This is a genomic window from Streptomyces hoynatensis, from assembly GCF_003626535.1.
Taxonomy (GTDB): domain Bacteria; phylum Actinomycetota; class Actinomycetes; order Streptomycetales; family Streptomycetaceae; genus Streptomyces; species Streptomyces hoynatensis.
On record NZ_RBAL01000004.1, the window covers coordinates 52,205 to 66,022 of the forward strand.

General features: G+C 77.9%; 10 protein-coding genes. 7 read left to right on the top strand and 3 right to left on the bottom strand.

Annotated features, from left to right (window positions below):
• Window positions 1-29: 29 nt before the first annotated feature.
• A complete protein-coding gene (locus D7294_RS08390; RefSeq protein WP_120677235.1) occupies window positions 30-674 on the bottom strand; it encodes a response regulator in 645 nt (214 codons plus the stop codon).
• A gap of 271 nt (window positions 675-945) precedes the next feature.
• A complete protein-coding gene (locus tag D7294_RS08395) occupies window positions 946-1,596 on the bottom strand; it encodes an HAD family hydrolase (protein WP_120677852.1) in 651 nt (216 codons plus the stop codon).
• A gap of 361 nt (window positions 1,597-1,957) precedes the next feature.
• Between D7294_RS08395 and D7294_RS08400 the strand changes: the two genes are divergently transcribed.
• From D7294_RS08400 to D7294_RS08425, 6 genes are all read left to right on the top strand, one after another.
• A complete protein-coding gene (locus D7294_RS08400; RefSeq protein ID WP_120677237.1) occupies window positions 1,958-5,554 on the top strand; it encodes a DNA polymerase III subunit alpha in 3,597 nt (1,198 codons plus the stop codon).
• The gene (locus tag D7294_RS08405; RefSeq protein WP_120677854.1) at window positions 5,551-6,534 is read left to right on the top strand and encodes a DNA polymerase Y family protein; all 984 of its coding nucleotides are present in this window, start codon (window positions 5,551-5,553) and stop codon (window positions 6,532-6,534) included. The genes D7294_RS08400 and D7294_RS08405 overlap by 4 nt, the downstream gene beginning before the upstream one ends.
• Window positions 6,535-7,120: 586 nt before the next feature.
• Window positions 7,121-8,803, top strand: a complete 1,683-nt coding sequence (locus D7294_RS08410) for a pyridoxal phosphate-dependent decarboxylase family protein (protein ID WP_206619484.1) — start codon at window positions 7,121-7,123, stop codon at window positions 8,801-8,803.
• Entirely contained in the window at window positions 8,800-10,158 is a 1,359-nt protein-coding gene (locus D7294_RS08415; protein WP_120677239.1) for a lysine N(6)-hydroxylase/L-ornithine N(5)-oxygenase family protein, read from the top strand. Before D7294_RS08410 ends, D7294_RS08415 begins: the two co-directional genes overlap by 4 nt.
• Window positions 10,155-10,520: a GntR family transcriptional regulator gene (locus D7294_RS08420; protein WP_174248300.1), complete on the top strand. Its 366-nt coding sequence runs from the start codon at window positions 10,155-10,157 to the stop codon at window positions 10,518-10,520. The genes D7294_RS08415 and D7294_RS08420 overlap by 4 nt, the downstream gene beginning before the upstream one ends.
• Window positions 10,521-10,746: 226 nt before the next feature.
• The gene (locus D7294_RS08425; RefSeq protein WP_120677241.1) at window positions 10,747-11,904 is read left to right on the top strand and encodes an NAD(P)/FAD-dependent oxidoreductase; all 1,158 of its coding nucleotides are present in this window, start codon (window positions 10,747-10,749) and stop codon (window positions 11,902-11,904) included.
• A gap of 78 nt (window positions 11,905-11,982) precedes the next feature.
• Here the strand turns inward: D7294_RS08425 and D7294_RS08430 are convergent, their stop codons facing one another.
• Entirely contained in the window at window positions 11,983-12,927 is a 945-nt protein-coding gene (locus D7294_RS08430) for an aldo/keto reductase (RefSeq protein WP_120677243.1), read from the bottom strand.
• 90 nt (window positions 12,928-13,017) lie between these two features.
• Between D7294_RS08430 and D7294_RS08435 the strand changes: the two genes are divergently transcribed.
• Window positions 13,018-13,641 (top strand): TetR/AcrR family transcriptional regulator, encoded by a 624-nt coding sequence (locus D7294_RS08435; protein WP_241562200.1) that lies wholly within the window; start codon window positions 13,018-13,020, stop codon window positions 13,639-13,641.
• Window positions 13,642-13,818 lie beyond the last annotated feature (177 nt).

Here is a 13,818-nt window from a genome sequence, read left to right on the forward strand (position 1 = left end):
CCGGGTGCGGGCCCCGGGCCCGGGGCCGTTCAGCCGAGGATGCCGCGGGCGTAGGCGGTGGCCACCGCGGCGGCGCGGTCGTCGGCGTCCAGCTTGGCGCAGATGTGCGTGAGGTGCGTCTTCACGGTGGCCTCGCTGACGAGCAGCCTGGCCGCGATCTCGCGGTCGGGCGTGCCGCGGGCGGCCAGTTCGAGCACCTCGCGCTCCCGGCCGCTGAGCGCGGGCCGCTCGCGGCGGTCGCGCGGGTTGCGCGCCCGGGACACCAGCCGGGAGGCGACGGCGGGGGACAGCACGGTCCTGCCCTCGGCCGCCGCGCGCACCGCGGCGAACAGCTCGTCGCGCGGGGCGTCCTTCGGCAGGCAGCCGGTGGCGCCCGCCTCGACGGCGGGCAGGGCGCCGGAGTCGGTGTCGTAGGTGGTGAGCACCAGCACGCGGCAGCGCAGCCCGCGGCGGGTGAGTTCGGCGATGGCCGCCACGCCGCCGCGGCGCGGCATCCGCAGGTCCATCAGGACGACGTCGGGGTGCAGGCGCTCGGCCTCCTCGACGGCCGCGACCCCGTCGGCGGCCTCGCCGAGTACCTCGAAGTCCCCGTCGGCCGCGAACATGCCGCGCAGCCCGTCCCTGACGGCGGGGTGGTCGTCCACGATCAGCAGGGAGATGGGGCGGTCAGGCATGGCGCACCGCGGGGATCCGCGCCGAGGCCGCCGTGCCCCGCCCATGCTCCGGCGCGAGGCCGGGCCGGCCCGCGATCCGCGCGGCGGCGCCCTTCCCGGGCGGGGGGCGGAGGGCGGTCGGCTCGGCGCTGGTCATGGCCTCCAGCATGCCGTTCTCCTCCCACCGCAACCAGCGGACGGCCGCCGAGGGGCCGATCGGCCGGATGCGTGGGTTCGCCCGGCCGGGCGGGCCGGGCGGGACGGTGGGCCCGGCGGCCGGCGGCCGGGGGGCTCAGGCGGCGAGGAGGGCGGGGAGCTTGCGCATGTCGTCGAAGACCACGGTGCCGGGTCCCGCCAGCCATTCCGCCGGGGTCAGGCCCCCGGCGTAGCCGAAGGAGCGCATGCCCGCGGCCCTGGCCGCCCGGACGCCGTACTGGCTGTCCTCGACGACCGCGCAGTGCGCGGGGGCGACTCCCATCTGCCGGGCGGCGTGCAGGAACAGGTCGGGCGCCGGCTTGCCGTGGGCGACCTCCTCGGCGCTGAAGATGCGCCCGGCGAAACGCGGGTACAGGCCGGTGCGGGCGAGGGTGCGGCGCATCTTCTCGTGCCTGCCGCTCGACGCGATGCAGTGCGGGATGTCGATCGCGTCGAGCGCCTCGGAGACGCCGTCGACCTCGGTCAGCTCCTCCTCGATGATCTCGGCGAGCCGCAGCTGGTACTCCTCGGCCCAGCGGTCGGCCGCCGTCTCGCCGAGCCGTTCGCTCACCTGCGCCCGCACCGCGCGCTCCGAGCGGCCGAGGAAACGGTCGACGATCTCGCGCTCGCTGAGCGGCCAGCCGAGCTCGGCGCCGAGCTCGACGCAGACGCGCAGCGCGAGCGGCTCGCTGTCGACCAGGACTCCGTCGCAGTCGAAGATGACGAGTTCGACGCGGGGGACGGCCAGGGGCTCAGGAATAGCTGCCACCCGGGCAGCCTAACCCGTGGCCCACCCCGGGCCGGTGGGGAGAGGGGGCCGGGCGGCTTCGCGTGGCGGCCGGGGCGGCGCGGCGCCCCGGGGCCGCGGGGGCCGCGGGAGCGCATTCCGCGCCCGGGGAAACGAAGTTGGGCAGGGGAGTCGGGGAGGGGCGCGGGGGCGGGGCGTGGGCCGGGTTCCGCCGTGCCGGGCGGCGCTCGGTTTTCGGCCAGGGGGCGGGCGGCCACGCCGGGGGTGACCTGCGCTTTCCCGCAATCGCACGCGTGTTCGATGGCTGGTTTATGGTGGGACCGAACGGTACGGACGGGGTCCGGCGCGACGGGAGGTGCGGATGGCTGCTGGGTTCGTCCACCTGCACGTCGCCTCCGGCTTCTCCGCCAGGTACGGCGCCTCGCACCCGGAGGCGCTCGCCGCGCGGGCCGCGGAACGCGGGATGGCGGCCCTCGCGCTGACCGACCGGGACACCCTGGCGGGCGCGGTGCGGTTCGCCAGGGCCTGCGTGCGCGCCGGGGTCAGGCCGCTGTACGGGGCCGACCTCGCCGTGGCGCCCGCCGCGCCGCCCGCCCGCGGCCGGAGGGACCGGCCGAGGACGCCGGTGCGCGGCGGCGCGTTCACCGACGAGTCGGCGCCGCGCGCGGTCTTCCTGGCCGGGGACGGCGCGGAGGGGTGGGCGCAGCTGTGCCGCCTGGTCACCGCCGCCCACGCCGGGACCGCCGGGGGCGGGCGGCCCGTGCTGCCCTGGTCCGAGCTGCGCGCGGGCGGGCTCGACGGGCTGATCGTGCTGCTCGGCCCGGAGTCCGGGCCCGGCCGGGCGCTGGCCGCGGGCCGCCCCGACCGGGCCGCGGAGCTGCTCGCCCCCTGGCGCGAGGTCTTCGGGGAGGCGCTGCGCCTCGAGGTCGCCGCCGCGGGCCCGCCGGACGCCCGCCGCACCGCCGCCCGCACCCTCGGGCTGGCCGCCGGGACGGGCGTGCGCCCGGTGCTCACCAACGCCGTCCGCTACGCCGACCCGGGCCAGGGGCAGGTCGCCGACGTGCTCGACGCCGCGCGGCGCCTGGTCCCCATCGACCCGCGCGGCCCGCTCGACGGCGGGGAACGCTGGCTCAAGGGCCCGGCCGAGATGGCGCGGGCCGCCGCGGAGATTGCCGAGGCGGCGGGCTACGGGCGGGCCGCGGCCCACCGGCTGCTCGCCCTCACCGAGGAGACGGCGGCGGCCTGCCGCGTCGACCCCGAGGCCGACCTCGGCGTCGGCAGCGTCCACTTCCCCGAGCCGCGCCTGGTCGGCGCGGGCGCCCGCACCGCCGACCGGGTGCTGCGCTCCCGCTGCGCCGCGGGCATGGTGGCCCGCCGCTACGACCGCGACCCGCGCCGCTGGCGGCGCCTGGAGGAGGAGCTGCGGATCGTCGCGCGCCTGGGCTACGCCTCCTACTTCCTCACCGTCGCCCAGGTCGTCGAGGACGTCAGGGGCCTGGGCATCCGGGTCGCCGCCCGCGGCTCGGGCGCCGGCTCCCTGATCAACCACCTGCTCGGCATCGCCCACGCCGACCCGGTGGAGCACGACCTGCTGATGGAGCGCTTCCTCTCCCCGCGCCGCGCCGTGCTGCCCGACATCGACATCGACGTGGAGTCGGCCCGCAGGCTCGACGCGTACCGGGCCATCTTCGAGCGCTTCGGGGAGCGGCGGGTCGCCACCCTCGCCATGCCGGAGACCTACCGGGTGCGGCACGCGGTGCGGGACGTGGGCCTCGCGCTCGGCCTCGACCCGGCCGAGGTGGGCCGGCTGGCCACGTCCTTCCCGCACATCAGGGCGGGGGACGCGCGCGCCGCCCTGGCCGAGCTGCCCGAGCTGCGCGGCATCGCCGCCGAGCCGCACGACCCGAGGCTGTGGGAGCTGGTGGAGGCGCTCGACGGGCTGCCGCGCGGCGTCGCCATGCACCCGTGCGGGGTGCTGCTCTCCGACGCCTCCCTGCTGCGGCGCACCCCCGTCGTGCCCACCGCGGGCGAGGGCTTCGCGATGTCGCAGTTCGACAAGGAGGACGTGGAGGACCTCGGGCTGCTCAAGCTCGACGTGCTCGGGGTGCGGATGCAGTCCGCGATGGCGCACGCCGTCGCCGAGACGGAACGGGCCAGGGGGGAGCGGATCGACCTGGACCGGGTGCCGCCAGACGACCCGGAGACCTACCGGCTGATCAGGTCGGCCGAGACGCTCGGCTGCTTCCAGATCGAGTCGCCCGGCCAGCGCGACCTGGTCGCCAGGCTCCAGCCGAGCACCTTCCACGACCTGGTTGTCGACATCTCGCTTTTCCGGCCTGGGCCCGTGGCCGCCGACATGGTGCGGCCGTTCATCGCCGCGCGGCACGGCGAGAAGCCGCCGCGCTATCCGCACCCCGACCTGGAGCCCGTGCTGCGCGAGACCTACGGCGTGGTGGTCTTCCACGAGCAGATCATCGGCGTCGTCTCCCGGCTGACCGGGTGCGACCGCGCCCTGGCCGACGAGGCGCGGCGCGCGCTGTCCGACCGGGAGCGGCAGGGGCGGGTGCGCGCGTGGTTCTTCGCCGAGGCGGAGCGGCGCGGCTACGCCCCCGAGGTGATCGCCCGCACCTGGGAGATCGTCGAGGCGTTCGGCTCCTACGGCTTCTGCAAGGCGCACGCCGTCGCCTTCGCGGTGCCGACGTACCAGTCGGCCTGGCTGAAGGCGCACCACCCGGCCGCCTTCTATGCCGGGCTGCTCGAACACGATCCGGGGATGTACCCCAAGCGGCTGCTGCTCGCCGACGCGCGGCGGCGTGGGGTGCCGGTGCTCCCGCTCGACGTCAACGCCTCGGACGCCGCCTATAGAATCGAACTGGAGTCTGAATCCGGCCGGTGGGGGATTCGGCTGGCCCTCGGCGAGGTGCAGGGCATCTCCGAGGCGGAGGCGGAACGCATCGCCGCCGGGCGGCCGTACGCCTCGCTGGCCGACCTCTTCGCCAGGGCCGCCCCCTCCCGGCCGGTCGCGGAGCGGCTGGCCAGGGTCGGCGCGCTCGACGCCTTCGGCGGCAACCGCCGCGACCTGCTGCTGCACCTCGCCGAACTGCACAGGCGGCAGCGGGGGAGTGGCCAGGGTGGGCATGAACTGCCCTTCGGCGAGGCCGAGTTGTCCCCGCCCGCGGGGCTGCCCGACCTCGATGGGGGCGAGCGGCTCGGGGCGGAGCTCGGCGTGCTCGGCATGGAGACCTCCCGCCATCTCATGGCGGACCACCGGGCCTTCCTCGACGAGCTCGGCGCGCTGACCGCCCGCCGGCTGCGCGAGGCGGGGCACGGCGAGACCGTGCTGGTCGCCGGGGCCAAGGCGGCCACGCAGACCCCGCCGATCAGGTCGGGCAAGCGGGTGATCTTCCTCACCCTCGACGACACCACGGGCCTGGTGGACCTGGCCTTCTTCGAGGACAGCCACGCCGCCTGCGCCCACACCGTCTTCCACTCCTGGCTGCTGCTGGTGCGCGGCACGGTCCAGCGGCGCGGGGCGCGCGCCCTGAGCGTGGTCGGCCAGGCCGCCTGGGACCTCGCCGAGCTGGCCGAACTCCGCCGCACCGGCGGCCTGGACGCGGTCGCGGAACGCCTTGCCCGGGACCCGGACCCGGCCGCGGCGGACGCCGCCGGGGACGCCGCAGGAGGGGACGCCGCCGGGGAGGACGGCGCCGGAGGGCCGGAGGGCGGCGCGGGAGGCCCGGCGGAGGGGGCCCGGGAGGAGGCGGGCGCCGGCGCCGCGCCGGGCGGGCCCCCCGCGGGCGACGGCCGGGGGAGCGAGGGGCCGCGGGACCGGCGCATCGGCCTGCCCACCGGCTACACCCTCCACCCCTGGGCCGACCTGCGCCCCGCGGGCGGCTCCGTGAAGTCCGGGGCGGCGCCGCGCAGGCTGTGGCACGCGAGCCCGGGGAGCGCGGGATGAACGACCGCCAGGTGCTGTACGTGCGCTTCCTCGGCCCCGCCGGGCGTTACCCGGGACTGCTGCGGGTGCTGCACGGCATCACCCCCGTCGTGCAGGCCGTGCCGCCCGCCTCCGCGCTCGCCGACGTCAGGGGCGCGTTGCGCTACTTCGGGCTCGACGCGGCCCGGCTCGCCCAGCTGGTCAGGGTCAGGTCGCTCGCCCTGCTCGGCGCCGACTGCGCCATCGGCGTCGCCGTCAACCCGCTGCTCGCCAGGATGGCGGCGCACCGGCCGGACGGCGCCCCCGGCGTGGCCGCGGTGCCCGGCACCCCGGAGGCGATCGCCGCCTTCCTCGCCGGCCGGCCCGTGGGCGACCTGCACGGCGTCGGCCCCGCCACCGTCCGCACGCTCGCCGGGTACGGCCTCGACACCGTCGGCGGGGTCGCCGCCACGCCCCCCGCCACCCTCCAGCGCATCCTGGGCGCCGCCGCAGCCCACCGCCTGCTCGCCCTGGCCAGGGGCGTGGACCCGACCCCCGTCACCCCCAGCGCCCCGCCCCGCTCCGCCTCCGCGGAACACCGCTTCGCCCGCGACGAACTCGACCCTGGCGTCAGGCGGCGGGCCCTGCTCACCCTCGCCGACGAGCTGGGCTACCGGCTGCGCGGCACCGGGCAGAGCGCCCGGGCGCTGACCCTCACCGTCCGCTACGCCGACAGGACCGCCACCACCCGCAGCCGCACCCTCGCCGAGCCGACGGCCCACACCCAGGCGCTGGCCGGCACCGCCTACGCGCTGCACGACGCGCTCGGCCTGCAACGCGCCCGGGTCAGGGCCGTCTCGCTGCGCGCGGAGGAACTGGTCGACGCGGCCCTGGCCCCCCGGCAGCTCTCCCTCGACCCGGCCGAGGAACGCCGCCGCCGCGCCGAGGCGGCGGCCGACCGCGCCCGCCGCCGCTTCGGCCGCCGCGCCGCGGGACCCGCGGGGAACCTGGGGGCCGCCTGAGCGGCCGGGACCGGCCCCGGCCCCGCGTCACGGCCGCGGCGCCCGCCTCACTCCCCGCACGGCCGCTCGGCCCGCGGGGCCCCGGACCCCGGTCGCCGCCTGCGGCCGTCCGGCGCCTTCCCGGCCCGCGCCCGGCGCCGGGCCTGCGCCGCGCCTGCGCCGGCGCGAAGCGGCGGGAGCGGCGGGAGCAGGTGGGAGTGCCCGAAGCGGCGGAGTGCCGGGAGCGGCGGGAGTGCCCGAAGCGGCGGGAGTGCCGGGAGCGGCGGAACGCCGGAAGAGGCGGAACGCCGGAAGAGGCCGGGAACGCGGCAGTGCCGCCGCCTCTCCGGGGGGTGGGGGGGTGTGAGAGGCGGCGGCACTGGTCCTCCTTGCCGACGTGCAGAACGCTAACCCGCCCGGAGGGCCAAGTCCCCCCGCTTATGGTCCCGTTAAGGACCTGCTCAGGGTCGGTTAAGTCCCGTCCCCCGGGCGGGTGTGACCGGGGCGCACGCCCGAGGCGCGGTTGACAAGGTTAGGTATGCCTAACCTAAATTGACTCCGCGTCGCACCCGCAGCACCGCCGAGACAAGGGACACCCACAGAACCCATGAGCACGCCCGGCCACGCCCCATCGGTGCCCCCGCCGCCCCCCCTTCTAGAGCCGGACCTGCTGGCCGGCACCGCCGCCGGGCTCGCCGAGACGGGCCGGCTCTTCACCGGGATGGCACGGGAGGCCGCGGCGGCGCTCCGCGGCCGCCCCGGCCCACTCCCCGCCCTCGCCCCCCACGAGCTCACCCGCCTGCTCGACGCCGAACTCCCCGACGGGGTCCTCCCGCCGGCCGGCGGCGGCCGGCAGGCCGTCCTCGCCCTCGCCCGCTCCTACGCCGCCCACACCGTCGACCTCGCCGCCCCCAGGACCGCCGCCCACCTCCAGCCCCCGGCGCTCGCCGTCGCCGTCGCCGCCGACGCCCTCGCCTCCGCCTTCAACGCCTCCGTCGACACCTGGGACAGCGGCCCCTACGCCGTGGAACTCGAACGCCGCCTGATCCGCGCGCTCGCCGCGCTCGCCGGCTTCGGGCAGGCCGCCGACGGGGTCATGACCGCAGGCGGCACCGCCTCCAACCTCCAGGCCCTGCTGATCGCCCGCGACGCCGTCCTGCGCGCCCGCGCCGACGTCAGGGGCGCCGGGCTGAGCGGGCTCGCCGCACGCCCCACCGTCTACTGCTCCCGGCTCGCCCACTTCTCCGTCGCCAGGGCCTGCGCCGTCCTCGGCCTCGGCGAGGACGCGGTCCGCCAGGTCCCCGTCGACGCGGCCCACCGGATGGACCCGGAGGCGCTCGAACGGGCCCTGCGCCACCGGCCCGCGGAGGAGGTGCCCGTGGCCGTCGTCGCCACCGCGGGCACCACCGACTACGGCTCCTTCGACCCGCTGCCGGAACTCGCCGCCGTGGCCCACGCGCACGGCGCCAGGCTCCACGTGGACGCGGCCTACGGCGGCGGCGCGCTGTTCTCCGACCGGCTGCGGCCCCTGCTGGACGGGCTCGACGCCGCCGACACCGTCACCATCGACCTGCACAAGACCGCCTGGCAGCCCGCCGCCGCCAGCGTGCTGCTCGTCCGCGACGCCGCCGACCTCAAGGCCAGCACCGGCCTGCGGGTCGCCTACCTCAACCCGGACGACGACGGGGCGGCCGGATACGACGGGCTGCTGGGCAACTCCCTGGCCACCACCCGCAGGGCCGACGTCCTCAAGGTGGCCGCCACCTTCCTCGCCCTCGGCCGGGCCGGCATCGGCGCGATGCTGGAGGCCTGCCACGACCTCGCCCGGCACGCCGCGGATCGCGTCCGGGCCCACCCGCGGCTCGAACTCGCCGCCCCGCCCGTGCTGACCACCGTCGTCTTCCGCTACCTGCCGCGCGCCGCGTCCGGCGCCGCCGCGCCGCGGCACCCCGGGCCCCTGCTGGACGCCGTGAACGCGATGAACGCCGAGCTGCGCCGCGGCCTGCTGCGCGGCGGCGGCGCCCTGGTCGGCAGGACCGAGGACGCCTCGGGCGCGGTCCGGCTCAAGCTCACCCTGCTCAACCCCCAGGCCACCGCGCACGACGTCGACGAGCTGCTGGCCGCCGTGGACGCCGCGGGCCGGGCCACGGAGGAGCGCGGCACGGCCCGCCTGGGCAGGCAGCGCGAGGCCGGGCCCCCGCGGCCGCCCAAGGCCCGGGAGGAACGCGAGGCACGAGTGGCCCGCGAGGAACGCGAGGAACGCGAGGAACGTGAGGAGCACTGCCGATGAACGACCGTCAGCCCGCAGACGTCCTGGACCTGGCCGCGGTCGGCATCGGGCCGTTCAACCTCTCCCTCGCGGCGCTCGCCGACGGGGTGCCCGGCCTGGCCTTCGCGGCCTGGGACCGGCGCCCCCGCTACGACTGGCACCCGGGGCTGATGTTCGACTGGGCCACGCTCCAGGTGAGTTTCCTGGCGGACCTGGTCTCGCTGATCCGCCCCACGAGCCGCTGGTCCTTCCTCAACTACCTGGTCGAGCACGACCGGATGTACCCCTTCTACCTCGCGGAACGCTTCCACGTCCCGCGCCGCGAGTACGCCGACTACTGCGCCTGGGCCGCCGCCGCGCTGCCCGGCTGCCACTTCGGCACCGAGGTCGAGGCCGTGCACTGGGACGCGGAGCGGGCGCTGTGGGAGCTGCGGCTGCGCCCCACCGGCGAGGGCGGCGCGGCGGCCCCCGCCGTCAGGCACGCCCGCAACCTCGCCCTGGGCGTCGGCACGGAACCCGTCCTGCCGCCGCCGCTCGCCGCGCTCGCCGGCGAGCGGGTCTTCCACTCGGGCGAGTACCTCGGGCACGTCGAGCGGCTGGAGCGGGCGGGCGTCCGGGACGTCACCGTGGTCGGCTCGGGGCAGTCGGGCGCCGAGGTCTTCCTCGACCTGCTGCGCCGCCAGCGCGCCGCGGGCTGGTCGATCAGCTGGCTGACCAGGTCCTGGGGGTTCGCCCCCCTCGACTACTCCAAGCTGGTCCTGGAGTACACGACCCCCGCCTACATGCGGTACTTCCACGGCCTGGCCCCCGAAGTCCGCGACCGCCTCATCGCCTCCCAGTGGCAGCTCTACAAGGGCATCGACACCGAGACGATCGACCTGATCCACGCCGAGCTCTACGACCACCTCCTGGACGGCGACCGGCCGCCGGTCACGCTGCTGCCGGCCACCGCGGTCCTGGACGCGGAACGCGCGGGCCCGGGCGTGCGGCTGACCACCTCCCACGCCGACACCGGCGGCCGGGCCGAGCGCACCACGGGCGCGGTGATCGCCGCCACCGGCTACGCCGCCCGCCGCCCCGCCTGCCTGGAGCCCGTGGCCGACCTCGTCCGCTGGGACGCGCAGGGGCGTTACGAGGTGACCGAGGAGCACCGGGTGCGCACCGCCCCCGAGGTCACCGGCGGCCTCTTCGTGCAGAACGCGGAGCTCCACACCCACGGCGCCGCCGCCCCCGACCTCGGCATCGGCGCCTACCGCAGCGCCCTGATCCTCAACGCGGTCTGTCCGGCCGCCGCCTTCCCCATCCCGCGCCGTACCGCGTTCCAGACCTTCGGCCCCGCCAAGCAGGAGGACCCTGGGGCAGAATTCGGGGCGTGAACGTCCACATCGATCCGCGTTCCCCCCTCGCGCCCTACGAGCAGCTGCGGGCCCAGGTCGCCGCGCAGGCCCGCAGCGGCGAGCTGCCCGTCGGCCACCGGCTGCCCACCGTCCGGGGCCTGGCCGGGGAGCTCGGGCTCGCGGTCAACACCGTGGCCAAGGCCTACCGTGCGCTGGAGGCCGACGGCGTGATCGAGACCAGGGGCCGCCACGGCACCTTCGTCGCCGCCGCGGGCGACGCCGCCGCCCGCGAACTCGTGGCGGCGGCCCAGGCGTACGCGCAGCGCGCGCTGCGCCTCGGCCTCGACCGCGCGGCGGCGGAGGCCGCCGTCCGCGACGCCCTGCGCGCCCACTACGGCTGACCGGCCCCGCGCCCGGGAACGGCCGGGCGGCGTGGCGTGCGGCCGGGCGCGGCCCGGCGGCGTGCCGGCCGGGTGCGGCCCGGTGCGGCCCGGTGCGGCGCTGCCGGGTGTGGCGTTCGCCGGAGCGGGTAGCGGCAGCGGACGGGGCGGGACCGGTTCGGGACGGGACCGGTTCGGGACGGGAGAACGCGGGGGCAGGGAAGCGGGGGCAGGGAAGGGGAAGCGCATGCGCGTCGTGGTGATCGGCTCGGGCATCGTCGGGGCGAGCGCCGCCTACCACGCGGCCGGGCTCGGCGCCGAGACGGTCCTGGTGGACGGGCCCCTCGCGGGGGAGGCCACCGCCGCGGGGGCGGGGATCGTCTGCCCCTGGGTCTCCGCCCACGAGGACCCGCACTGGTTCCGGCTGGCGGCCGAGGGCGCCCGGTACTACGCCCCGCTGGCCGCCGAGCTCGCCGAGGCGGGCGAGCCGGAGTTCGGCTACCGCCGGGTCGGGGCCCTGCGGGTCTCCGCGGACGAGGCCGAGCCGGCCCTCGCCCGCGAACGCGCCCTCGCCAGGCGGCAGTCCGCGGCCGACACCGGCGAGCTCGAACTGCTCGCCCCCGACCGGGCCGCCGAGTTGTTCCCGCCGCTGGCGCCCGGCCTGCACGCCCTCCACATCCCGGCCGCGGCCAGGGTGGACGGGCGGCTGCTGCGGGCCGCGTTGCGGCGGCAGGCCGAGCGGCGCGGCGCGCGGGTGCTGACCGGCCGGGCGGAACTGGTCCGCGCGGGGGACCGCATCGCCGGCGTGACCCTGGCGGGGGAACGCCTCGCCGCCGACGCCGTGATCGCCGCGGCGGGCGCCTGGACGGCGGACCTCCTCGCGCCCCACGGCATCGAACTCCCCCTGGCGCCGCAGCGCGGCCAGATCGTCCACCTCGGGCTGCCCGGCGTGGACACCGCGCGCTGGCCGGTCATCCTGCCCGGCGGCACCGGCCACTACCTGGTGCCCTTCGGCGACTCCCGGGTGGTGGCCGGCGCGACCCGGGAGACCGGCGCGGGCTTCGACCACCGGGTGACCGCGGGCGGGCTGGCCGAGGTGCTGGTCCAGGCCCTCGCCGTCGCCCCCGGGCTGGCCGGGGCCACCCACCTGGAGACCCGCGTCGGCTTCCGCCCCGCCGCCGCGGGCGACCGCCCGCTGCTCGGGGCGGTGCCCGGGCTCGCGGGCCTGGTCCTGGCCACCGGCCTCGGCGCCACCGGCCTCACCATGGGCCCCGTGGCCGGCCGCCTCGCCGCGGCCCTCGCCGTCACCGGGACCGCCCCGTTCGACCTCGCCCCCTACGCCCCCCTCGGCCCCGCCTCGCCCGCGCCCCCGTCCCCCGCCGAACCCGGCACGGCCCGCGACTGAGCCCCTCCCCGCCCGGGGCGTTCCCCGCCCGGCCCGACCGGGCCCCCGCCCCGGAGTTCCCCGCCCCGGCGCGCGAGTTCAGTCCCGGGGGGCTTCGCCCGGCCGCGTGCCGAGGGCGTCCAGGGAGGCCCGCGCGGCCTCGTCGAGGGCGATCGCCCCGGCGGCGATGTTCTCCGCCAGGTGGCCGGGGTCCGCGGTGCCCGGGATGAGGAGGACGTTCGGCGCGTGGTGGAGCAGCCAGGCCAGGCCGACCTGCCCGGGGGTGCAGCCCAGGGAGCCGGCGGCGGCGGTCACGGCCGGCTGCTCGGTCACCTTGGGCACGCCGGGGAAGGCGCCGCCCAGCGGGAAGAACGGCACCCAGGCGATGCCCTCCGCGGCGCACAGCCGCAGCATCTCCTCGTCGCCGCGCGAGGCCAGGCTGTAGGAGTTCTGGACGCAGACGATCCCGGCGGGCAGGGCCCGGCGCAGCCCGTCGAGGGTGACGGCGCTGAGGCCGATCGCGCCGATCTTGCCCTCGTCCCGCAGCGCGGTCATCACCGCGAGCTGGTCGTCGAGGCCGACCACCTGGTCCCCCTCGGCCCGCAGCCCGGGCCCGGTGTCCAGGCGGCGCAGGTTCACCACCGGGATCTGCTCCAGGCCCAGGGAGGCGAGATTGTCCTCCACGCTCGCCCGCAGCTGCTCGGGCCGCTGGGCGGGGCGCAGCGGGAGCGGGCCGTCCGGATCGGGGTCGGCCCCGACCTTGCTGACCACCACGACGCCGTCCCCGGGCCGCAGCGCTTCGCGGATCACCTCGTTGACGAACCCGTCGCCGTAGAACCGGGCGGTGTCGAGGTGGTCGGCGCCCAGCTCGATCGCGCGGCGCAGGAGCGCGACGGCGGCCCGGCGGTCGGCGTGCAGGCGTTCCAGCTGCATCGCGCCGTACCCGATGCGGGAGACCGTGTGGGCGCCGAGCGTCCCGGCCCCTCCGGGGCGTGGCGCGCCGGTGGCGGTGTACTCGGCGGAGGCGTGGGCGGACGAGGGCATGGGAGATCCCCTCCTCATGAGACGATGAACGTAGCGGAGGAGCCTCCGCTTCATCCGGACTATAGCAGCTTTACCGGAGGTGCCTCCGCTTTGAGTTCCGCCGACCCGACGACCCCCGGCGCCGGCCCCGGGAAGAGGCCGCGCACCCCACGCGCCGACGCCCAGCGCAACCGGGACCGGCTCCTCGGGGCCGCCCGCGCCGCCTTCGCCACCGTGGAGGGCACCGTCTCGCTCGAGGCCGTCGCCCGCGCGGCCGGCGTCGGCATCGGCACCCTGTACCGCCACTTCCCGACCCGCGAGGCCCTGGTGGAGGCGGTGTACGCCGCCGAACTCGACGAGGTCACCGGCAGCGCCCCCGCCCTCCTCGGGGAACTTCCGCCGGACGCCGCGCTCAGGGCCTGGATGGGGCGGTACGCCGCGTTCGTCGCGACCAAGCGCGGCATGGCCGACACCCTCCGCGCCGGCTGGGCCTCGGGCCGGATCGCCACCCCGGCCACCCGGGAACGCATCACCGCCGCCCTCGCCCTGCTCCTGGCCCGCGGCGCCGAGGCCGGCTCACTCCGCGGCGACGTCGAACCGGGGGACCTCACGGTGATGCTGATGGGGATCTTCCTCGCCGGCACGGCCGACGGGTCCGCGGCACAGACCGCGCGCCTGGTCGACCTCGTCATGGACGCGCTACGGCCCCCGGCCGCGCCCCCCACCACCGGCTGACCCCGGAAACGACTCGGCCGCACACGACTCGGGCGGCCCGCTTGTCCGGACCGCCCACACCTCGCGGGCCCCGCCGGCGCCCCCACCACGCCGCCACGCCCGCGCACTCCCCGCTCCCCGAAGCCGCCGCGCCCGGGGTTCCCGCCCGGGCCCACGGCTCCCGCCGCGCCCGGGGCT